At 31.5% G+C, this 20,399-nt stretch carries 20 protein-coding genes; 7 read left to right on the forward strand and 13 right to left on the reverse strand.

The window, feature by feature from the left end:
* Window positions 1-56 precede the first annotated feature (56 nt).
* Entirely contained in the window at window positions 57-527 is a 471-nt protein-coding gene (locus B3792_RS00565; RefSeq protein ID WP_135835150.1) for a DUF1810 family protein, read from the reverse strand.
* Window positions 528-590: 63 nt separating this feature from the next.
* Window positions 591-2,363: an arginine--tRNA ligase gene (gene argS / locus B3792_RS00570; protein ID WP_286475224.1), complete on the reverse strand. Its 1,773-nt coding sequence runs from the start codon at window positions 2,361-2,363 to the stop codon at window positions 591-593.
* A 110-nt stretch (window positions 2,364-2,473) separates the two neighbouring features.
* Between argS and B3792_RS00575 the strand changes: the two genes are divergently transcribed.
* Window positions 2,474-3,829 (forward strand): DEAD/DEAH box helicase, encoded by a 1,356-nt coding sequence (locus B3792_RS00575; RefSeq protein WP_125349811.1) that lies wholly within the window; start codon window positions 2,474-2,476, stop codon window positions 3,827-3,829.
* A gap of 28 nt (window positions 3,830-3,857) precedes the next feature.
* On the opposite strand, the gene msrA is transcribed toward B3792_RS00575, so the two are convergent.
* Together msrA and B3792_RS00585 are read right to left on the reverse strand one after the other, a co-directional pair.
* Window positions 3,858-4,391 (reverse strand): peptide-methionine (S)-S-oxide reductase MsrA, encoded by a 534-nt coding sequence (gene msrA / locus B3792_RS00580; RefSeq protein WP_038336125.1) that lies wholly within the window; start codon window positions 4,389-4,391, stop codon window positions 3,858-3,860.
* Window positions 4,392-4,456: 65 nt separating this feature from the next.
* A complete protein-coding gene (locus B3792_RS00585) occupies window positions 4,457-4,918 on the reverse strand; it encodes an Lrp/AsnC family transcriptional regulator (RefSeq protein ID WP_115001022.1) in 462 nt (153 codons plus the stop codon).
* 328 nt (window positions 4,919-5,246) lie between these two features.
* Here B3792_RS00585 and metK point away from each other — a divergent pair, with 328 nt between their 5' ends.
* The gene (gene metK / locus B3792_RS00590; protein WP_219035092.1) at window positions 5,247-6,506 is read left to right on the forward strand and encodes a methionine adenosyltransferase; all 1,260 of its coding nucleotides are present in this window, start codon (window positions 5,247-5,249) and stop codon (window positions 6,504-6,506) included.
* Between the two features lie 58 nt (window positions 6,507-6,564).
* Here metK and B3792_RS00595 read toward each other — a convergent pair whose 3' ends face one another.
* Together B3792_RS00595 and B3792_RS00600 are read right to left on the reverse strand one after the other, a co-directional pair.
* Window positions 6,565-6,942: a hypothetical protein gene (locus B3792_RS00595; RefSeq protein ID WP_221856848.1), complete on the reverse strand. Its 378-nt coding sequence runs from the start codon at window positions 6,940-6,942 to the stop codon at window positions 6,565-6,567.
* 95 nt (window positions 6,943-7,037) lie between these two features.
* A complete protein-coding gene (locus B3792_RS00600) occupies window positions 7,038-7,421 on the reverse strand; it encodes a hypothetical protein (protein WP_221856850.1) in 384 nt (127 codons plus the stop codon).
* Window positions 7,422-7,568: 147 nt separating this feature from the next.
* Here B3792_RS00600 and fabG point away from each other — a divergent pair, with 147 nt between their 5' ends.
* Window positions 7,569-8,312 (forward strand): 3-oxoacyl-[acyl-carrier-protein] reductase, encoded by a 744-nt coding sequence (gene fabG, locus B3792_RS00605; protein ID WP_038336119.1) that lies wholly within the window; start codon window positions 7,569-7,571, stop codon window positions 8,310-8,312.
* 82 nt (window positions 8,313-8,394) lie between these two features.
* Window positions 8,395-10,065 carry a 2-succinyl-5-enolpyruvyl-6-hydroxy-3-cyclohexene-1-carboxylic-acid synthase gene (menD, locus tag B3792_RS00610; protein WP_280051849.1) on the forward strand — a complete coding sequence of 557 codons (1,671 nt, stop codon included), beginning with the start codon at window positions 8,395-8,397 and terminating at the stop codon, window positions 10,063-10,065.
* A gap of 56 nt (window positions 10,066-10,121) precedes the next feature.
* Here the strand turns inward: menD and B3792_RS00615 are convergent, their stop codons facing one another.
* On the reverse strand, window positions 10,122-10,493 hold the full coding sequence (locus B3792_RS00615; protein WP_038336116.1) for a hypothetical protein: 372 nt from the start codon (window positions 10,491-10,493) through the stop codon (window positions 10,122-10,124).
* Between the two features lie 10 nt (window positions 10,494-10,503).
* Window positions 10,504-11,160 (reverse strand): SanA/YdcF family protein, encoded by a 657-nt coding sequence (locus tag B3792_RS00620; RefSeq protein ID WP_291068576.1) that lies wholly within the window; start codon window positions 11,158-11,160, stop codon window positions 10,504-10,506.
* Window positions 11,161-11,317: 157 nt separating this feature from the next.
* Between B3792_RS00620 and B3792_RS00625 the strand changes: the two genes are divergently transcribed.
* Window positions 11,318-13,024 (forward strand): M64 family metallopeptidase, encoded by a 1,707-nt coding sequence (locus tag B3792_RS00625; protein WP_286496220.1) that lies wholly within the window; start codon window positions 11,318-11,320, stop codon window positions 13,022-13,024.
* A gap of 49 nt (window positions 13,025-13,073) precedes the next feature.
* Here B3792_RS00625 and efp read toward each other — a convergent pair whose 3' ends face one another.
* The 5 genes from efp to B3792_RS00650 all read right to left on the reverse strand — a co-directional run bounded on the left by efp (window position 13,074) and on the right by B3792_RS00650 (window position 18,161).
* Window positions 13,074-13,640 (reverse strand): elongation factor P, encoded by a 567-nt coding sequence (gene efp / locus B3792_RS00630; protein WP_038336113.1) that lies wholly within the window; start codon window positions 13,638-13,640, stop codon window positions 13,074-13,076.
* A gap of 19 nt (window positions 13,641-13,659) precedes the next feature.
* Complete coding sequence (gene lpxA, locus B3792_RS00635; RefSeq protein ID WP_115002092.1) at window positions 13,660-14,445, reverse strand: acyl-ACP--UDP-N-acetylglucosamine O-acyltransferase; 786 nt, start codon at window positions 14,443-14,445, stop codon at window positions 13,660-13,662.
* A 17-nt stretch (window positions 14,446-14,462) separates the two neighbouring features.
* Window positions 14,463-15,851: a bifunctional UDP-3-O-[3-hydroxymyristoyl] N-acetylglucosamine deacetylase/3-hydroxyacyl-ACP dehydratase gene (locus B3792_RS00640; protein WP_038336111.1), complete on the reverse strand. Its 1,389-nt coding sequence runs from the start codon at window positions 15,849-15,851 to the stop codon at window positions 14,463-14,465.
* 6 nt (window positions 15,852-15,857) lie between these two features.
* Entirely contained in the window at window positions 15,858-16,883 is a 1,026-nt protein-coding gene (gene lpxD, locus B3792_RS00645) for a UDP-3-O-(3-hydroxymyristoyl)glucosamine N-acyltransferase (RefSeq protein ID WP_291068578.1), read from the reverse strand.
* Window positions 16,884-16,970: 87 nt separating this feature from the next.
* Window positions 16,971-18,161, reverse strand: a complete 1,191-nt coding sequence (locus B3792_RS00650) for an HD domain-containing protein (RefSeq protein WP_286496217.1) — start codon at window positions 18,159-18,161, stop codon at window positions 16,971-16,973.
* A 276-nt stretch (window positions 18,162-18,437) separates the two neighbouring features.
* Between B3792_RS00650 and B3792_RS00655 the strand changes: the two genes are divergently transcribed.
* Window positions 18,438-19,991, forward strand: coding sequence for a bifunctional response regulator/alkaline phosphatase family protein (locus B3792_RS00655; RefSeq protein WP_291068580.1), 1,554 nt, complete (start codon window positions 18,438-18,440; stop codon window positions 19,989-19,991).
* Window positions 19,992-20,396 carry a tRNA (adenosine(37)-N6)-threonylcarbamoyltransferase complex ATPase subunit type 1 TsaE gene (tsaE, locus tag B3792_RS00660; RefSeq protein WP_291048086.1) on the forward strand — a complete coding sequence of 135 codons (405 nt, stop codon included), beginning with the start codon at window positions 19,992-19,994 and terminating at the stop codon, window positions 20,394-20,396. It begins immediately after the preceding gene.
* Window positions 20,397-20,399: the final 3 nt, after the last annotated feature.

Here is a 20,399-nt window from a genome sequence, read left to right on the forward strand (position 1 = left end):
ACAAAATTTTGGACAGTGTCTAAATAAAAAATCTCGAGCAAATGCTCGAGATTTTTTTATTTATTCATTTGTTTCAATATACTTAATGTTTTTTTATCGACTTGATCTGCATAAAAAAACTTCAAAACATCTTTGATAATTTTTTCTTTCGGAACTATAAAGTTGAATAAAGTCAAACTTGATTTCAGTTTCATTGCATCATTTTTTCCGAAAATTAATTGCGGAATTACGCCTTTATGTTGCATTAATAATACAGATAAAACTTCTAAATAATTTCCCCAAAGTTCTTCATCTTTCACAAAAGCTCTCGCCTCTTCTTTTGAAGAAATCGAAAATTCTAATGACGAATCACTCGAACCTAATCCAACTAATTGAGGAAACATAAAAACAATCCAATTCGTTTGTTTTTTTCCTGCATGAACTTCCATTAAGATTTCATCATACACAAAACTTTGCGCATCGTGAAATCGTTTCAAATTAAATTTATCGTGAGGATCTTTTTGTTTCAGTAAATCTCCTATTTTCATATTGTAAAGTTAAAAAAATACCTCACCAAATTGATGAGGCATTTTATTTATTTTATAAGTCGATTACATTCTTTCTGGAACACCAATTCCTAATAAACGTAACGAATTCTGAATTGTATTTGCAACCCATTGAGAAAGATATAAACGGAAATTTTTCACGTTTTCATCTTCATTTTTCAAGATTGGATTGTTTTGGTAGAATGAATTAAATAATTTAACTAATTCATACACATAATTCGCAATCAAAGCAGGGCTCATTTCTGTTGCTGCTTTTTCTATCGTATCTTCGAAATCGTATAATGCACGAATAATTTCTTTTTCTGCATCATTCAATTCTATTGCATTTGCATCAAATTCTTTTGGGGATTCTTTTCTCAATAATGACTGAATACGCGCAAAAGTATATTGAATAAAAGGTCCTGTATTTCCATTAAAATCAACAGATTCTTTCGGATCGAATAAAATACGTTTCTTAGGATCTACTTTCAAAATGTAATATTTCAAAGCACCCATCGCAATTGTTTCGTACAACTCAGCTTTTTCATCATCAGACATTCCGTCTAATTTCCCTAATTCTTCAGAAATCTCTTTTGCTGTATTATAAACTTCTTGCATCAAATCATCTGCATCTACAACTGTTCCTTCACGAGATTTCATTTTTCCGTTTGGTAAATCAACCATTCCGTAAGACAAGTGATGTAAAGCATCAGCCCAAGAATAACCTAATTTTTTCAAGATTAAGAACAAAACTTTGAAGTGATAATCTTGCTCATTTCCTACAACATACGTTAATTCTTCTAACGTTGGATTATTTTTGAAACGCTCTACTGCAGTTCCTAAATCTTGTGTGATATAAACCGAAGTTCCGTCTGAACGTAAAACTAATTTTTCATCCAAACCTTCTGCAGTCAAATCAATCCAAACAGAACCATCTTCTCTTTTGTAGAAAACACCTTTGTTTAAACCATCTTCAACAATATCTTTTCCTAAAATGTAGGTATTCGATTCGTATAAATATTCGTCAAAAGCAACACCAAGACGTTTGTACGTTTTAGCGAAACCATCATACACCCAACCGTTCATTTTTTGCCAAAGCTCAATAACTTTTGGTTCATGTGCTTCCCATTGACGCAGCATTTCTTGTGCTTCTAAGAAAATTGGAGCTTCTTTTTTCGCTTCGTCTTCCGTTTTTCCTTGCGCTTCTAATTCTTTGATTTCTTGACGATAATGTTTGTCAAATTCCACATAATATTTTCCAACCAAATGGTCGCCTTTCATATTTGCAGATTCTGGTGTTTCACCATTTCCAAATTTTTCCCAAGCAATCATAGATTTACAAATGTGAATCCCACGATCATTAATAATTTGTGTTTTAATCACATTATTTCCTGCTGCTTCAATGATTTGAGAAACCGAAAATCCTAACAAATTATTACGGACATGTCCTAAATGCAAAGGTTTGTTTGTATTTGGCGATGAATATTCTACCATTACCGTTCTCGAATTTTCATCAACTTTTGTAATTCCAAAAGTTGAATTTTGAGCATTTTGAGTAAAATTTTCTAAAAATTCTACTGAACTTAAACTCATATTCAAGAAACCTTTTACAACATTAAACGCTGTAATTTTATTATTTTCAACCAAATTTTCACCGATTTTAGCACCGATTTCTTCTGGTTTACCTTTCAAAGTTCTGATTAATGGGAAAACAACCAATGTATAATCACCTTCAAACTCTTTCCTTGTAAACTGAATTTCAACAGATTCAGGGTTAATTTGATAAACGTTTTGAATCGCTTCTAAAACATTCTGCGTGATGTATTGTTTTAAACTCATTTTTATTCCTTTTTACTTAATCGAAATGCAAAAGTACGAAGTTTCAACGAATTTGAACGGATTGCACATTGAGTTTTTAAGAAGTCATCAAGAAAACTTATCTTTGCAAAATGAAAGCTACATTCGCGGATTTCGAATTAACAAAACAATTGAGTTCGGCTTTAGAAAAGTTGAATATCACAACCCCAACTCCAATTCAAGAAAAATCATTCAAACCGATTCTTTCTGGACGAGATATAATGGGAATTGCCCAAACAGGTACAGGTAAAACAATGGCTTACTTATTACCCTTGTTGAATACTTATCAATACTCTAAAACGAATCAACCAAAGATTGTTATTTTGGTTCCGACACGCGAATTAGTTGTTCAGGTTACCGATATTTTAGAGCAATTAACAGAGTTTATCAATGTTCGTGTTTTAGGAATTTATGGTGGTGTAAACATCAATACTCAAAAATTATTGGTGTATGAAGGCGTTGATATTTTGGTTGGAACACCAGGTCGTGTTTTAGATTTGGCGATAGACAATGTATTATCATTCAAAGAAATGAAGAAATTAGTGGTTGACGAATTTGACGAAATGTTGAGTTTAGGTTTTCGTCCGCAACTGATTCATTTATTTACAATGATGAGCGAAAAACGTCAAAACATTTTATTTTCTGCTACGATGACAGATCAAGTAGATGATATGTTACACGAATATTTCAAAAATCCTATTGAAATTTCCTTAGCTCGTTCAGGAACACCATTAGAAAAAATCACTCAATTGGCTATTCCAGTTGAGAATTTCAATACAAAATTGAATTTAATTGTTCATCAATTAGGAGACAAAGCAAAATTTGAGAAAGTTTTAATTTTCGCAAACAATAAAAAACATGCTGATTTAATCTTTAATCATTTAGATGAAATTTATCCAGATGAATTTGGAGTAATTCATTCTAACAAATCTCAAAATTATCGTTTGAGAACAATGGAAGCCTTTACCAGAGATGAATACCGAGGAATTATCACGACAGATATTATGGCTCGTGGTTTGGATATTCCTGATGTTACGCATGTTATCAATTTCGAAATTCCAGAAATTCCAGAACAATATATTCACCGAATTGGGCGTACAGGACGTGCGGATAAAAAAGGAGAAGCGATTTCTTATTTTTCTGAAAAGGAAATTGAACGTTTAGATGCTATTGAAGCATTGATGGATAAAGAGATTAACGAACTTCCTTTTCCTGAAGAGGACGTAAAAATAAATCCTGTAAAACGTGAATTTGAGAAAGATGTTGTAAAAATGAAACAACTTACAACTGTAAAAATTGAAGAACGTGGTGCAGCATTTCACGAGAAAAAAGATAAAAATAAAAAGGTGAATTTAGGTGGTCCTACAAAACGTAAACCACCAAAATCTAAACCTAAAAACCGTGGTCAGCAAAAACAGAAAGCGAAAGCACGTAAAAAAGGAAAATAAAATGAAAGCGACCAATTGGTCGCTTTTCTTATTTTAAAATCTGTTTGAATTTAGATTTAAATTTTGCAATTTTTGGTCCAACAACTGCCGAACAATATGGCTGATCTGGATTTTCATTGTAATAACCTTGATGATAATCTTCGGCTGGCCAAAATTTATCTAAAGGCTCTATTGTTGTAACGAATTTATCTTCATACAAAGTTCCGTTATCAAACTCTTTTAACGATTCTTCCGCTTGCTTTTTTTGTTCTTCTGATGTGTAAAAAATACTCGAACGATATTGTGTACCAACATCGTTTCCTTGTCTATTTAACTGTGTTGGATTATGTATATTCCAAAAAATTTCTAATAATTCTTTGTACGAAATCACTTCATTGTCAAAAGTAATTTCAACAACTTCCGCATGATTTGTATCTGTATCACAAACCTGACGATAAGTAGGATTTTCTACATTACCTCCTGCAAATCCAGAGATAGCTTGTTCTACTCCATTTATCGAATTAAAAATTCCTTCCACACACCAAAAACAACCAGCTCCTAAAACTGCTATTTCCTTGCTCATGTCTTCTCTATTTTTACTTATTCAATCAAAAAAAATTCTAATTTATCAGAACCATTCTTATATTTTTATACCAATTGGAAAGCGGTATCATCTTTTACATCACCAATAACAAAAGTACTGTGAGTACTACCAATTACCTTTATTGTTGTTAGTTTATTTACCATAAAATCTCTGTATTCGTCCATATTTTCGAAAGACATTTTGATAATGTAATCGTAATCACCACTTACATGATAACTCGCCTGAACTTCTTTTAAATTCACAATTTCGTTTTCGAAAATCTTGATGTTATCAGCAGAATGTTGTTGTAACTTAATATGGCTAAATACCAAAAGCTCTCTGTTAATTAATCTTCTATTTACAAGCGCAACATATTTAGAAATAATTCCTGACTTTTCTAATTTCTTGATTCTTTCATGAATTGCGGTTGACGATAAATTTAACTTATCAGATAATTCTTTATAGGTAATTTTACTGTTTTCTTGTAGATACATTAGCAGCTGTTGATCGAGAGTGTCAAATTTCATTTCAATTAATTTTTTTCTAAAGTAACAACATTATTTTGAATAATTATCTATATAGATTAAAAAAATTACTCATTTACAGAAAATATATTTATAATTTATTAAAACACACCGTTTTTTGTTCTATTCTAAAAAAGATAAAAAGTTAAACTCTATAATTTTTATATACTAATAAATGTTAAATATCTTTCATTATTCATATTATTCATTGTATATTTGAGCTCGAAAAATCGAGAGGAAAGATTTGACTGATTGCAACCTCATAAAACAATTGCTAAAACAGGACTTCAGTTTTCTCCTTCCCTCTATCATTTTAAAAAAAAGTATAGAAATGTCATATTTATTTACGTCAGAATCAGTTTCTGAGGGGCATCCAGATAAAATTGCCGATCAAATTTCTGATTCAATTCTTGACCACTTTTTAGCATTTGATGCAAAAAGTAAAGTAGCTTGTGAAACTTTAGTAACGACTGGACAAGTTGTTTTAGCAGGTGAAGTAAAATCTAATTCTTACATTGATTTACAACGTGTAGCAAGAGAAACAATTGCTGAAATTGGTTACACGAAAAGTGAATATATGTTCGATGCAAATTCTTGTGGAATTTTATCTGCAATTCACGAACAATCTCCAGATATTAACCAAGGTGTAGACAGACAATCTGACGAAGAGCAAGGTGCTGGTGACCAAGGAATGATGTTTGGTTATGCTACAAGCGAAACTGAAAACTATATGCCTTTGGCGTTAGATTTATCGCACAGATTATTGAAAGAATTAGCGCATATCCGTAAATACGAAAAAGATTTGTTACCATATTTACGTCCTGATGCTAAATCTCAAGTAACAATTGAATATGATAATGACAACAAACCTGTTCGTATCGATACTATTGTAATTTCTACTCAACATGATGACTTCGCAAACGAAGAAGCAATGAGAGATAAAATTACAAATGACTTAGTAAGTATTTTAATTCCACGTGTAAAAGCGCAATTACCTGTTCATTTACGCGATTTATTTACAGATAGTATTACTTATCATATCAATCCTACAGGGAAATTCGTTATTGGAGGACCTCACGGAGATACAGGTTTGACTGGTCGTAAAATTATTGTAGATACTTATGGTGGTAAAGGTGCTCACGGTGGTGGTGCTTTCTCAGGAAAAGATCCATCAAAAGTTGACCGTTCTGCTGCTTATGCTGCGCGTCATATTGCTAAAAACTTGGTTGCAGCTGGTGTTGCTGACGAAGTTTTAGTACAAGTTTCTTATGCAATTGGTGTTGCTGCTCCAGTTTCTTTATTAGTAAATACTTTCGGAACTCAAAAAGTTGAGTTAACTGAAGGAGAAATTTCTACAAAAGTTTCTGAAATCTTTGATATGAAGCCTTTCGCTATCGAACAAAGATTAAAATTAAGAAACCCAATTTACAAAGAAACTGCATCTTACGGACACTTAGGTAGAGAACCAAAAATAGTTTCAAAACGCTTTGAATCTGCTAATGGACAGGATGTTGTTGAAGTTGAAGTTGAATTATTCACTTGGGAAAAATTAGACTTCGTAGATCAAATTAAAACAGCTTTCGGATCATAATCTGAAATTTTAAATCATACTAAAAAATCCACTCAATATTGAGTGGATTTTTTTATGATTAATTTTCACTAATCGAATTGACTAACCAATATCGTTTTCCATCTTTGTAAGAAATATTGATACTATCTCTAGAAAGCATAATCAGTTTTGTCGGTGTCCATCCCACATTTCGTAACGAATTGCTTCCTGTCATTTCCATTTGAATATTTTCTATCGGATCAATTTTTTGAGATGTGATAAAATCAAATTTATATAAATTCTTAGATTGAGAAACTTGCACTACTACACTATCTTGAACAATTCCTCCTAAAGAATCTTGAAAAATTATAAATCGTCTTTCATATTTTTCTTTATAAATAGTATTCAGACCATCATCTTCATTATTACAAGAAAATATCAGCATTAATAAAGAAGCAAAACATACAATCGTTCTCATAAAACATCATTTTATATTTAACTATTTTCAACTCAAAATATTGTACAAAAAAAAGACGCTCACAACTGAACGTCTTTTATTATTATTCCTAAAAATTATCTTGTTGCATTCGCAGTCCAAGTTTTACCATCTTTTGTATAAAGAATAGTTAATTTTGAATTATCAATTCTAATGTAAGATAATTCTGTTGCCCCAACACTTACTAAAGTATTGTCTCCTTTTTTCTCGAACTCAACTCCGTTCAAATCTGGAATTTTATCAGAAAAAGCAAAATTATACTTTGTTCCACTTGCAATTTTAGTTACAAATACACTTCCATTATCAGCAGAAAGAGTATTATTTCCATCAACATAACTTATTTTTCCTTTATAAGTTCCTGCAAAGAAATCATTGTTTGCTGGATCATCATCATCGCTACAAGCCGTAAATACAAATAAGGCAAAAAATGTTACCGCTAAAAATTTCAATAGATTCTTCATGTTTTTATATTTTTAATTTGGTTATAACAATCAATATTTTCAATTATAATACCATAAAATGTTAAATAAAATTGATAAAGTATTTTTTTACATTTTTAACTCTCACAAAAAATCGTATTTTTGAAGCAATATATAATACCTATAAACATGAATTTATTGCAAGGTAAAACAGCAATCGTTACAGGCGCAACTCGCGGTATTGGAAAAAGTATTGCTGAAGTTTTTGTGAAAAATGGCGCTAACGTTGCCTTTACTTATGCTTCTTCTGTAGAAAAAGCAAAAGCTTTGGAAGAAGAATTGGGACAATTCGGTAAAGTAAAAGGATATCAATCTGATGCTTCTGATTACGAAGCTGCTCAAAAATTAGTGGAAGATGTAATTGCTGAGTTTGGTCAAGTTGATATTGTAATTAATAATGCTGGAATTACAAAAGATAATTTGTTGATGAGAATGTCTGCAGAAGATTTCGAAAAAGTAATTCAAACAAACTTAAATTCGGCTTTCAACTTAACAAAAGCAGTGATCAAACCAATGATGAAACAACGTTCTGGATCTATCGTGAACATGTCTTCTATTGTTGGAATCAAAGGAAATGCTGGGCAAGCAAATTATGCAGCATCTAAAGCTGGTTTAATTGGTTTCTCTAAATCTGTTGCATTAGAATTAGGTTCTCGTAATATTCGTTGTAATGCAATTGCACCAGGTTTCATCGAAACTGAAATGACAGAAGTTTTAGACCAAAAAGTTGTTGAAGAATGGCGTAATGGAATTCCATTAAAACGTGGAGGACAACCAGAAGACGTTGCAAATGCATGTTTATTCTTAGCGTCAGATTTATCAAGTTATGTAACAGGACAAGTTTTGAGTGTAGACGGAGGTTTACATACTTAATTCTTAAAAATATCATACTTTTTGAAAGGTTTTGTTTAGTAAATTTGCTAATCAAAACCTTTTATAATTTAAGACAACTACGTTGAGAAAAATATCAAATAAATTAAATGTTCAATTGATTGCTGAAACTTTTTTGGCTTTCGGAATTGATCATATCGTATTATCGCCAGGATCTCGAAACGGAGCATTAACAATGCAATTTGCGAATGACAAACGTTTCAAAACTTATAGTGTAATCGACGAACGTTCGGCAGGATTTGTCGCTTTGGGAATGGCACAGCAAATTCAGAAACCTGTTGTTGTTTGTTGTACTTCTGGTTCGGCAACGGCAAATTATTACCCAGCAATTACGGAAGCTTTTTTTCAAAATGTTCCTGTAATCGTGCTTTCTGCAGATCGTCCCGAGCATTTGGTTGATAATTTTGATGGACAAACCATTCGCCAAAAAGATATTTTTGAGAAACATTCAGTTCATAATGTACAACTTTCCGAAAGTGAAGAAACGGATGATTTAACGCGAAATATGTTGTTGACGAAATATGCGTTGATTGATTGTATGCACAAATCTGCGCCAATTCATATCAATATGCCTTTTTCTGAGCCTTTGTACGAATCTGTAACAACACCAGATATTGAAATTGATACAATTACAATTCCTGCAAAAGATTATCCAGAAATTGATGTAATTGATTTGATGAAACGTTGGAATGCTTCGACGCGTAAAATGATTTTGGTCGGATTACATCATCCTGATGCCAAATTTGATCATTTTGTAAAACAATTGGCGCAAGATGATTCGGTTGTTGTGTTAACAGAAGTAACATCAAATATTCATGATGAACGATTTTTCAATAAAATAGATCAAGTTATTTTCCCTTATTCGGAAGAAGAATTAGAAGCGTTGAAACCTGATATTTTATTGACAATTGGGCAAAATGTCGTTTCCAAAAAGATTAAAAAATTCTTACGTGATCAAAAGCCAACGCAACATTGGCATTTAGATGAATATTGGCAACCAGACACTTTCCAAGCATTAACAGATAAAATTGAGACGAAACCTGAATTGTTTCTAGAACAATTTGTTCCGTTTGTTAATCCAAAAGAATCAGAATATTACAACACATGGAATTCGATACGAGAAGCGAATAATATCAAACACAAAAATTACATCAATATGATTCCATTTTGTGATTTGAAAGCATTTGATTCCATTATTAGAAATTATCCTGAAAATTGGCAAATTCAGTACGGAAATTCAACCATTATTCGTTACGGATTATTGTATGATCACAACAATTCGAATCCTGTTTTTTGTAACCGCGGAACAAGTGGAATTGATGGCTCTACATCTACAGCGATTGGGGCTTGCATCGCTTTTGGTCAAAATACGGTGATGATTACGGGAGATATTTCGTTTTTCTATGATTCGAATGCGTTATGGAATGTAAACATGCCGAATAATTTCAGAATTATTTTGATCAATAATGGCGGAGGAAATATTTTCAAATTTATTCCTGGCCCATCTGAAACAGATGTTGTTGAAGATTATTTTGAAACAAAACATCATTTCACTGCCGAACATTTAGCTAAAATGTATGGTTTTGAATACCAAGTTGTTTCAAATTTAACTGATTTAGAAAATACTTTTGAAGATTTTTATGCAGAAAGTAATCGCCCGAAGATTTTAGAAATTGATACACGAAATTCTGCTAACGATGCTATTTTGAGAGGATATTTTAGTAGTTTGAAGTAAAAAATATTAAAGAGAAATCATTAGTTTGGTTTCTCTTTTTAATTCAAATAATTTTCCTAAAACATTTTCAAAAAGACACCTTCTATATAAATTCTATATAAACTAGGTTGGTATTCTCCGATTGAAATGATAACATAATACTCGGATGTTTCCTTTAAATACACATATAAATTCTCAGCGTTTCTGTAACTAGTCAAATCAACAATAAAATTATTTTTAATAATTCCTTTACAATGACTAATGATGGAAGTAAAAAGATTCTTCTCAATATTATTTTCTACAATATTTAACTCTACTAATTCTTCAAAATCAAAAGTAAAATCTAATTCATTATTTATTTTAAAATTGTGTTTACCATAAATAAAAATGCAATCAGAAGATTGAATTAGAAGCATTTTACTCATTATTTGCTTTATATCTTTATTCATTGAATAAAAATTAAATTATCTCAATTTTCTCTCCTAAAAACTTTGGTTGAACACCAAAAAAGCTATCAATAAAAACTTTCGTTCGAGCAAAATACTCGCGGATATTTGTTTTTAATCCAGCATGTTTATTGACATCTTTTGCACTGTAACCATACGCATTAATTCCGTTTTGACGTGCAATATAAACTGCTCGTTGATTGTGAAACTCTTGGGAAACTACAATAAATTCATTCTGACTAAAAATTTCCTTTGCACGAATCATAGAATCTAATGTTCTAAAACCTGCATAATCCAAATAAATCACATTTTCTGGAACTCCATTTTTTATTAAGGCTTGTTTCATTGCTTCAGGTTCGTTGTAGGTTTTTCGACCATGATCTCCACTCAAAATAAAGTACGTTACTTTTCCTGATTGATACAATTCTGTTGCAGCTTCTATACGATACGTAAAGTAATAATTTTGATAACCACTCACCAAATTTGGCGCTGTTCCCAATACAATCGCAACTTTGGTTTTAGGTAAAATCTCTAATTTATCTGTGACAAATTCTTCCGTTGAGTTTTCTATTTTATAATTTGCAAAAGCTGTGAACAAAAGACTTCCAATTCCTAAAATAAGTAAAGTATAAAAAGATTTTTTCAGAAACTTTTTGGTTTTGATTTTCATAGTTGGTTCAAGATTATTTCTTGTGTTAAAAATACAATATATTCTTCAGTTTTATAATGATTTAAGAACTCCTATCCGATAATAAATATTTAAAATCAAAATTTCATTAAAAAAATCTATCTTACTATATTGCGTATTATTTTTTCAAAATACAACTATGAGAACAAGATTATTTTTTCTAGCCACCACTCTATTTACAGTTTCAACTCTATCAGCACAAAAATTCGAAATTGATACCTTACAATATCAGGGAAGTGATAAAAACATTATCAACCTTGTTGTTTTAGCAGATGGTTATACAAAAGACGAATTAAAATATTATAAAGAAGATGCAAAACGATTTACAGACTATTTTTTCAAAACGGAACCATTAAGTCAATATATCAATTATTTTAATGTATTTGTTATAAATAGTATTTCTGAGGAATCTGGTGCAATTCACCCATATTCTACCAAAGAATGTCCCACAGAAAAAGTAGATTGGGATCAGTTACCTGAACGTTATAATAAATTTGTAAAGAAATATGAAGTTCCGAAAACTAATCCAAATACAATTTTCGGAAGTAGTTTTGATATTTCTGGAATTCATCGTTTAGTTGTTCCAACGAAAAATGAAAAGGTATTACAAGTTCTGAAAGATAATATTCCCAATTATAGTCAAGTTGTAATTCTTGTTAATTCTCCTTTTTATGGTGGTTCTGGAGGAGAATTTGCGACGACAACAGTTAATTTTAAAAGTAATGATATCGCTGTTCACGAAATTGGACATTCGTTTGCAAAATTATCAGACGAATATTGGTCTGGTCCGTTGTATACGGTTCCTGGTCCAAATAAAACACAGAATATACAAGATGTTCCTTGGAAAAATTGGATTGGGACAAATGGAATTGGAATTTATGCATATGGCGAAAAAGATGCAAGAGCACAATGGTTTCGTCCGCACGAATTCTGTAAAATGCAATATTTAATCGCGCCTTTTTGTAATGTTTGTCAAGAAGAATTTATTGAAGTAATTCATCAAAAAACAAATCCAATTATTTCTACAAAACCCGCTGTTGATACTCCTGTTAACACAGAAAACATGAATGCTTTTACTCTTAATTTAGTAAAACCAGTTCCAAATACCCTGAAAGTAAAATGGATTTTGAATAATAAATTGATTGCAGAAAATTTAGATTCTATTCATCTAAACAAAGGTCAATTCAACTTAGAAAAAAATATTTTAAGAGCTGAAGTGACGGATACAACGCAATTAGTAAGAAAAGAAAATCATGCGAATCATATGTACACAACGCAATGGGAAATTACAAAACCTAATAATGAGAGTTTAACTCCACCAGTTTTGACATGGGGTGAAAAACAAGAAAGTTGTTACAATGAACATCAGGCACTAACGGTGAAAAATCCAGAAGCAAAAGTTGAATATTTTTGGTATGATGAGCTAAATTCTACTCAACCATTTGTAAAAGGAAGCAATATTATTAGTCCAACTATTACTGAGAATAAGACTTATTATGTTGAAAGTAATTGGAACAACAAAAAATCTGAACGAAAAGCAATTCAAATTACTGTTTTAGAAAAAATTAATTTTTCTGAAAAAGTTAGTATCAAACAGAATAAAAAAGACGGAACGATTATACTTACTTTAAAAAATACTGACGATAAGAAATATAAATTCGAATGGTTGGATGAAGATGGAAATAGAATCTATAATTTCGATCCAAAAGAGAATAAAACGGTTTATAAAGGGAGTGATTCATCATCTATCACAATCAAAAATGAATTCTTAGGTTCTACAATTTTTGTCAAGAAAATAGATAAAGAAACGACATGCTCTAGCGAAAAAGTTACAATAAAATTGTAATAAAAAAAGCGACCAAAAGGTCGCTTTTTTTATCTATATTTCAGAATAATTATTCTTTAATACGTTCTACATAAGAACCATCTTCTGTGTTGATTTTTACTTTATCACCTTCGTTGATGAATAAAGGAACACGGATTTCAGCACCAGTTTCTGTCGTTGCAGGTTTTGTAGCATTTGTAGCTGTATCACCTTTAAGACCTGGCTCTGTGTATGTAATTTCCATTACAACTGTAGTTGGTAACTCAGCTGCTAAAGCTGTTTCATCAGAAGCACGGAACAAGATTTTTACTTCGTCACCAGCTTTCATAAATTGTGAATTATCAATCAAATCTTTGTTTAAATAAACTTGAGAGAAATCATCATTATTCATGAAGTGGAAACCATTATCATCTTCATATAAATATTGGTAGTTACGTGTTTCTACACGAACTTCTTCAATTTTATGACCAGCAGAGAATGTATTGTCTAATACTTTTCCGTTAGTTAATGATTTTAATTTTGTACGAACGAAAGCAGGTCCTTTACCTGGTTTTACGTGTAAAAATTCGATAATTTTATACGTATCATTATTAAAAATAATACATAAACCTTTTCTGATATCAGAAGTTGTCGCCATTTATTCTATTGTTATTTTATTAAACTCCCGAGCTATATCCTTTCATAATTCCACGATCACTTGTATTGATAAAATCAAGGATCACTTCACGATAATGTGAATCTGGGAATTTTTCTAAGATTTGTTCTACAGCCTGAGATACGTTATTTTTTTGTTGATATAAAATTCTGTAAATACCTTGAATTTCGAAGATTTCTTCTGATGTAAAACCTTTTCTTCTCAATCCAATTGCATTAACTCCCGCATAAGCAACAGGATTTTTTGCAGCTTTAACATACGGAGGAACATCTTTACGAATTTGTGTCGCACCAGCTACAAAAGCATGTTCTCCAATTTTTGTAAATTGATGAACTGCACTATAACCACCAATAAAAGCGAAATCTCCAACTTCTATATGTCCTGCTAAACCAACCGCATTTACGATTACGACATTATTTCCTACAACACAATCGTGCGCGATATGTGCAGTTGCCATAATCAAACAATTGTCACCAATTTTAGTATAACCTAATGCATTAGTTCCTTTGTTTACAGTAACGCATTCACGAATTGTTGTATTGTCACCAATATATGTTAAAGTTTTTTCACCTTCGTACTTCAAATCTTGAGGCTCACCAGAAATTACCGTACCTGGATAAATTTTACAATTTTTTCCAATACGTGCTCCTGACATAATTGTTACATTAGGACCAATCCATGTTCCATCACCAATTTCTACATCTTCGTAAACAGAAGAGAAAGGGCTGATTGTAACATTTTCACCTATTATTGCAGTTGGATGAACATATGCCATCGGATGATTCATAACTTCCATTTCTTTAATTATTCTTTTGTAATAACTGCCATCATTTCTGCTTCCACAGCAATTTGATTGTTTACATATCCAATTCCTTGCATATGAACAATTCCTCTTCTAATTGGTTCAACCAACTCTAATTTAAACACCAATGTATCACCTGGAATAATTTTGCGTTTAAATTTAGCACTTTCAATTTTCATGAAATAAGTTGAATAATCTTGAGGATTTTCTAATTCTCCTAAAATCAATAACCCTCCTAATTGTGCCATTGCTTCAATTTGCAATACACCTGGCATAACAGGTTCTTTAGGAAAATGTCCAACAAAGAAAGGCTCGTTCATCGTTACATTTTTCACGCCGATTAAACCTGTTGCACTTTTAGAAATTACCTTGTCAATCAATAAGAATGGTGGACGATGTGGTAATAACTTCATGATATCATTAATATCATAAACTGGTTCTGCTGTCAAATCAAATTCTGGCACTTTATTGCGTTGCGCTAATTTAATTTGTTTGCTTAATTTCTTTGCAAAATTTGTATTGGTATGATGTCCAGGCTTTGTTGCAATAATTTTAGCCTTCAATTTTTTACCTACTAAAGCCAAATCTCCCACAACATCTAATAATTTGTGACGTGCAGCTTCATTTGGATAGTGTAAAGTCAAGTGATCCAAGATTCCATTCGGACGAATAGAAACATCATCTCTATTGAACGCTTTACATAATTTTTCTTTTGTTTCTGGCGTAATTTCTTTGTCAACATAAACAATTGCATTGTCTAAATCTCCACCTTTTACTAAACCAGCTTCCAACAATTGCTCTAACTCATGTAAGAAACAAAATGTTCTTGCTTGAGAGATATCTTGTTTGAAGTTTTTGATAGATGTTAAAGTTGCATTTTGAGTTCCCAAAACTTTCGTTCCGAAATCTACCATTGCTGTAACTTGGTATTCATCTGCAGGAATCGCCGTGATTTCTGATCCTGTTTCTGGATCTACATACGTTACAATTTCTTTAATTCTATAATATTCTCTGTCTTTATCTTGCTCTACAATTCCAGCAGATTCTATTGCTTCAACGAAAAAACGAGAAGAACCGTCCATAATTGGTGGTTCCGCATTGTCAATTTCAATGTAACAATTATCAATATCCATACCTACCAAAGCTGCCAAAACGTGCTCTGTTGTATGTACTTTAACTCCTTTCTTCTCTAAAGTTGTTCCTCTGGCTGTACTCACAACATACTGTGCATCAGCTTCTACTTGAGGTTGACCTTCTAAATCTGTTCTAACAAATACAAATCCTGTATCTGGTTCGGCTGGTCTAAATGTTAAGGTAACAAATTTACCTGTATGTAAGCCAACACCTTTTAGAACGGCTTCATTCGCTAAAGTTTTTTGTTTATCAGACATTAACTTTTACTTTTGTTTGTTCTCTTTTTCTAATTTATCGATTCGTTTCACAATTTCTGGAAACTTTCTAAAATGTACATACGATTTTCTAAAGCTTGACGCTTCGATTGCTGGCGAACCATACAATTGCGTTTTACTTTCTACATCACCATTAATACCACTCTGAGCTTGTACTTGTACAAAATCTCCGATTGTCAAATGACCTGCGATACCAACTTGACCTCCAATCATACAATTACGTCCAATTTTTGTAGATCCTGCTACTCCACTTTGCGAAGCAATAACAGTATTCTCTCCAATTTGAACGTTGTGAGCAATTTGAATTTGGTTATCTAATTTTACTCCTGTACGAATAATTGTAGATCCCATTGTTGCTCTATCTATTGTTGATCCTGCTCCAATTTCGACATTATCTTCAATCAAAACATTTCCTATTTGAGGAATTTTTTCGAAAGAACCATCTGGATTTGGCGCAAAACCGAAACCATCAGCACCAATCACAACATTAGAATGAATGATACAATTTTGACCAATTTCACACTCTTCATACACTTGTACGCCTGAATGTAAAACGGTATTATCACCAATCTTAGCATGATCGCCAATCGTTACATTTGGATATATTTTTACATTATTCCCAATCGAAACATTAGCTCCAATATAAGAAAAACTTCCAACATATACATTATCTCCTAGTTGCGCAGTAGAATTTACTTTCGTATATTCTTCTATTCCAACTTTATTATTTTTTATCGTATTGTAATACTGCAACAGCTTTGTAAAGGCTTGATATGCATCTTCAACCACAATCAATGTAGACGAAATAGAATCTGTTGCCACAAAATCCTTACTCACAATCACAATAGAAGCGTTTGTTGTATAGATAAAATGCTCGTATTTCGGATTAGCCAAAAACGAAATCGAACCTTCTTTTCCTTCCTCTATCTTCGATAATGTGGAAACCTCTACATTTGCATCACCTGTTACGGTTCCTTGCAATAATTGCGCAATCTCTGCAGCTTTAAATTTCATAGTCTGCAAAACTAATAATTATTCTTAAATTTATAAAATGATTATTTAAGTTATTTAACTTTTTTGTCAAATTCTTCAAATCGATATTTAAACGCTATGGTAATGATATTTTGTAATTTCTTGTTGCAAAAATTGCGTTAACAAACTTTTTTCTGAACTCGAAATTTCTTTTACCTCACCATTTTTATATAAAACCTTTATTGGACTTTTTGATTTTTCGTACGGAACAATTTTTATCGTTGTTTGTTCCACAAAATAACTTGCATCATCAATTCCTAAAGCATTTTCTACTCTATTTTTTTCAACCAAAATTTCTTCTTCGGATAATTTTGTATCCATCAAATATGATTTTGGTAATGTACGCTGAATGATATTTTTTGATAATTTACTCAAAATTAAATCATCATGAAACTGCCATTCTTTTATCGCTGATAAAACATCCGAGTCGTCCAAACGTGTGAAAATTTCTAAACCTTCTTTCGATAAACTTCCAACTTCATTTTCTTTTAAAAAGTATTTAAAAGCAAACGTTGCAAAAAGATTTTCTCCCGTTTTTGTCAATTCTTTCGCTCTTCTCAAAACGCTAATCAAAAAATTCTCTGCTGTAAACGATTTCTTATGCATATACACTTGCATGTACATAAACATACGCGCCATCAAAAATTTCTCGACCGACGAAATTCCCTTTGCTTCTATCACCAACTCATCATTCGAGACATTCATCATTGAGATAATTCGTTCCGGATTGATATTTCCTTCTACCACTCCTGTGTAAAAACTATCGCGCTTCAAATAATCCATGCGATCGCAATCCAACTGACTCGAAACTAATTGTGACAAGAACTTTTTCGGATAATTTCCTTTAAAAATTTGAATAGCTAGAGCTAATCGATTATCAAAAATTTGATTCAATTCTTCCATCAAACGAAGCGAAACTTCTTCGTGATGCGAACCATTAATTATAGAATGTTCAAGAGAATGAGAAAAAGGTCCGTGTCCCAAATCATGCAATAAAATCGCGATTAAAGCTCCATTTTCTTCTTCTGGAGTAATGTCGACGTTTTTTCTTTTGAGAATATTTAAGGCTTTTTGCATCAAATGCATACAACCTAAAGCGTGATGAAAACGAGAATGTCTCGCTCCTGGATAAACCATTTCTGTTAATCCAGTTTGCGTAATTCTACGAAGTCGCTGAAAATATGGATGTTGAATAATCTGATAAATAAGCTCGTTTGGAATCGTAATAAATCCATGAACTGGATCATTTACTATCTTCAACTTATTATTGTTTAATGGATTCAAACGTACTGTTTTGTCGGCAAAGATAAGAATTTTTACTCATTCAGAACGTTACTTTTTTGATTAAGAATGGTTTTTATAAAATATTTTAGATAAAAATCATTTTTGGAATTATTTATGCTAAATAATCATCGCAAATTTTGGGAAAACTACAATTTTGTTTAACATACAATTTTGATTTTAACATTTCCGTAATCGCTATATTTGGAATAATTCTAAAAGTAGAAATCAATATAAAAAATAAAAATATAACAAATGGCTATAAAAATTTTATGGATTGATGATGAAATCGATTTATTGAAACCACACCAGCTTTTTTTAGAGAAGAAAGGATACGATACAACAATGATAAATAATGCGACTGATGCATTAGAAGAAATAGAAAAAGAGAGCTTTGCAGCGGTTTTAATCGACGAAAATATGCCCGGTTTGAGCGGATTGGAAGCTTTACCAAAAATTAAAGGATTGCGTCCAAATCTTCCTGTTATTATGGTCACAAAAAGTGAGGAAGAACATATCATGGAAGATGCAATTGGCTCACATATAGCAGATTATTTAATTAAACCGGTTAATCCAAATCAGATTTTATTGAGTTTGAAAAAGATTTTGGACGCATCGAAAATTATTTCTGAAAAAACAGTGATTAATTATCAACAGGAATTCAGAAATATCACAATGGATATGATGAATGCACGCGATTTTGAAGATTGGCAAGAGATTTATAAAAAATTAGTTTTTTGGGAACTTGAACTTGAAAATATCGAAGATACAGCACTTTCTCAAATCATCGAAAATCAGAAAAGTGAAGCAAATGCAGCTTTCTTCAAATTTATAGAACGTAATTACGAAGATTGGTTGCACGACGACGAAGATCGTCCCGTTTTATCACATACAATTTTCAATCAATTGGTTCGACCTCATCTTGGAAAAGATAAAAATGTTTTATTGATTATGGTGGATAATTTACGCTACGATCAATGGAAAGTTATTGAGCCAATTTTCAATCGTTATTATAATTCAGAAGCCGAAAATTTATATTATAGTATTTTACCTTCGGCAACGCAATATGCTAGAAATGCGTTCTTTTCGGGTTTAATGCCGTTGGAAATTGAGAAAAAATATCCTGAATATTGGTTGAATGATACCGATGAAGGAAATAAAAATATGTACGAAAAAGAATTGTTAGGAGAACAATTAAAACGTCTTGGTTTTGGCGATTTATCGTATAATTATTTTAAAATTTTAAATTCTGATTTCGAGAAAAAAATTGCAGATGATTTTAATAATTACAAAAAGAATAATCTAAATGTAATTGTCTACAACTTTATCGATATTCTTTCGCATGCGAAAACAGACAACAAAATTGTTGGAGAAATTATTCGTGATGATAAAACGTATCGTTCGATCACAAAACATTGGTTTGAGAATTCATATTTAATGGAAATTGTGAAAAAAGCGGCGCAAGAAAAAATGAAAATTATTGTAACAACCGATCATGGAACAATTTACGTAAAAGAGCCTACGAAGGTGATTGGCGACAAAGAAGCTAGTACAAATTTGCGTTATAAATTAGGGAAACAATTGCAATACGATCCGAAAGATGTTTTGGCGGTTGAGCAACCAGAAAAATTCCTTTTACCTAAGGTTAATGTTACGTCAAAGTATATCTTTGCAAAAGAAAATTTATTTTTAACGTATCCAAAAAATTACAATCATTTCGTTAATTATTACAAAAACACTTACCAACACGGTGGAATTTCGTTGGAGGAAATAATTATCCCAATGGTTGTTTTAACACCAAAAAATTAAATGGAATTTATCATCAATAATTTAGACGAATTACCTGAAGTTGTTCAAAAAATAATCGATCAACTTCAGCATAAATTAATCACTTTCGAAGGAGAAATGGGAGCTGGAAAAACAACTTTTATCAAAGAGTTTGTAAAAGCTTTGGGAACAAATGATGAAGTTTCGAGCCCAACTTTTTCGATTGTAAATGAATATGAAACAGATAAAGGAAAAGTTTATCATTTCGATTTTTATCGTCTAAATCATGAAGATGAAGCCTTAGATTTTGGGATTGAAGAATATTTATATTCTAATCAATATTGTTTAATGGAATGGCCAAATAAAATTGCTAACTTTATACCAGATGAGCACCACACAATTACATTGAAAAATGTAGATGGCGTTCGTCATTTAAATTTTAGTTAATAG

It is taken from the genome of Empedobacter sp. UBA5924 (assembly GCF_002431085.1).
In the GTDB taxonomy this organism is placed as follows: Bacteria; Bacteroidota; Bacteroidia; order Flavobacteriales; family Weeksellaceae; genus Empedobacter; species Empedobacter falsenii_B.

Coding starts and splice junctions, on each gene's coding strand:
- lpxA (WP_115002092.1), bottom strand. CDS start 14,445: ATGAATCATCCGATGGCATATGTTCATCCAACTGCAATAATAGGTGAA.
- metK (WP_219035092.1), top strand. CDS start 5,247: ATGTCATATTTATTTACGTCAGAATCAGTTTCTGAGGGGCATCCAGAT.
- tsaE (WP_291048086.1), top strand. CDS start 19,992: ATGGAATTTATCATCAATAATTTAGACGAATTACCTGAAGTTGTTCAA.
- B3792_RS00625 (WP_286496220.1), top strand. CDS start 11,318: ATGAGAACAAGATTATTTTTTCTAGCCACCACTCTATTTACAGTTTCA.
- B3792_RS00585 (WP_115001022.1), bottom strand. CDS start 4,918: ATGAAATTTGACACTCTCGATCAACAGCTGCTAATGTATCTACAAGAA.
- B3792_RS00615 (WP_038336116.1), bottom strand. CDS start 10,493: ATGAATAAAGATATAAAGCAAATAATGAGTAAAATGCTTCTAATTCAA.
- B3792_RS00655 (WP_291068580.1), top strand. CDS start 18,438: ATGGCTATAAAAATTTTATGGATTGATGATGAAATCGATTTATTGAAA.
- B3792_RS00565 (WP_135835150.1), bottom strand. CDS start 527: ATGAAAATAGGAGATTTACTGAAACAAAAAGATCCTCACGATAAATTT.
- B3792_RS00575 (WP_125349811.1), top strand. CDS start 2,474: ATGAAAGCTACATTCGCGGATTTCGAATTAACAAAACAATTGAGTTCG.
- B3792_RS00620 (WP_291068576.1), bottom strand. CDS start 11,160: ATGAAAATCAAAACCAAAAAGTTTCTGAAAAAATCTTTTTATACTTTA.
- efp (WP_038336113.1), bottom strand. CDS start 13,640: ATGGCGACAACTTCTGATATCAGAAAAGGTTTATGTATTATTTTTAAT.
- msrA (WP_038336125.1), bottom strand. CDS start 4,391: ATGAGCAAGGAAATAGCAGTTTTAGGAGCTGGTTGTTTTTGGTGTGTG.
- B3792_RS00595 (WP_221856848.1), bottom strand. CDS start 6,942: ATGAGAACGATTGTATGTTTTGCTTCTTTATTAATGCTGATATTTTCT.
- argS (WP_286475224.1), bottom strand. CDS start 2,363: ATGAGTTTAAAACAATACATCACGCAGAATGTTTTAGAAGCGATTCAA.
- B3792_RS00640 (WP_038336111.1), bottom strand. CDS start 15,851: ATGTCTGATAAACAAAAAACTTTAGCGAATGAAGCCGTTCTAAAAGGT.
- fabG (WP_038336119.1), top strand. CDS start 7,569: ATGAATTTATTGCAAGGTAAAACAGCAATCGTTACAGGCGCAACTCGC.
- lpxD (WP_291068578.1), bottom strand. CDS start 16,883: ATGAAATTTAAAGCTGCAGAGATTGCGCAATTATTGCAAGGAACCGTA.
- B3792_RS00600 (WP_221856850.1), bottom strand. CDS start 7,421: ATGAAGAATCTATTGAAATTTTTAGCGGTAACATTTTTTGCCTTATTT.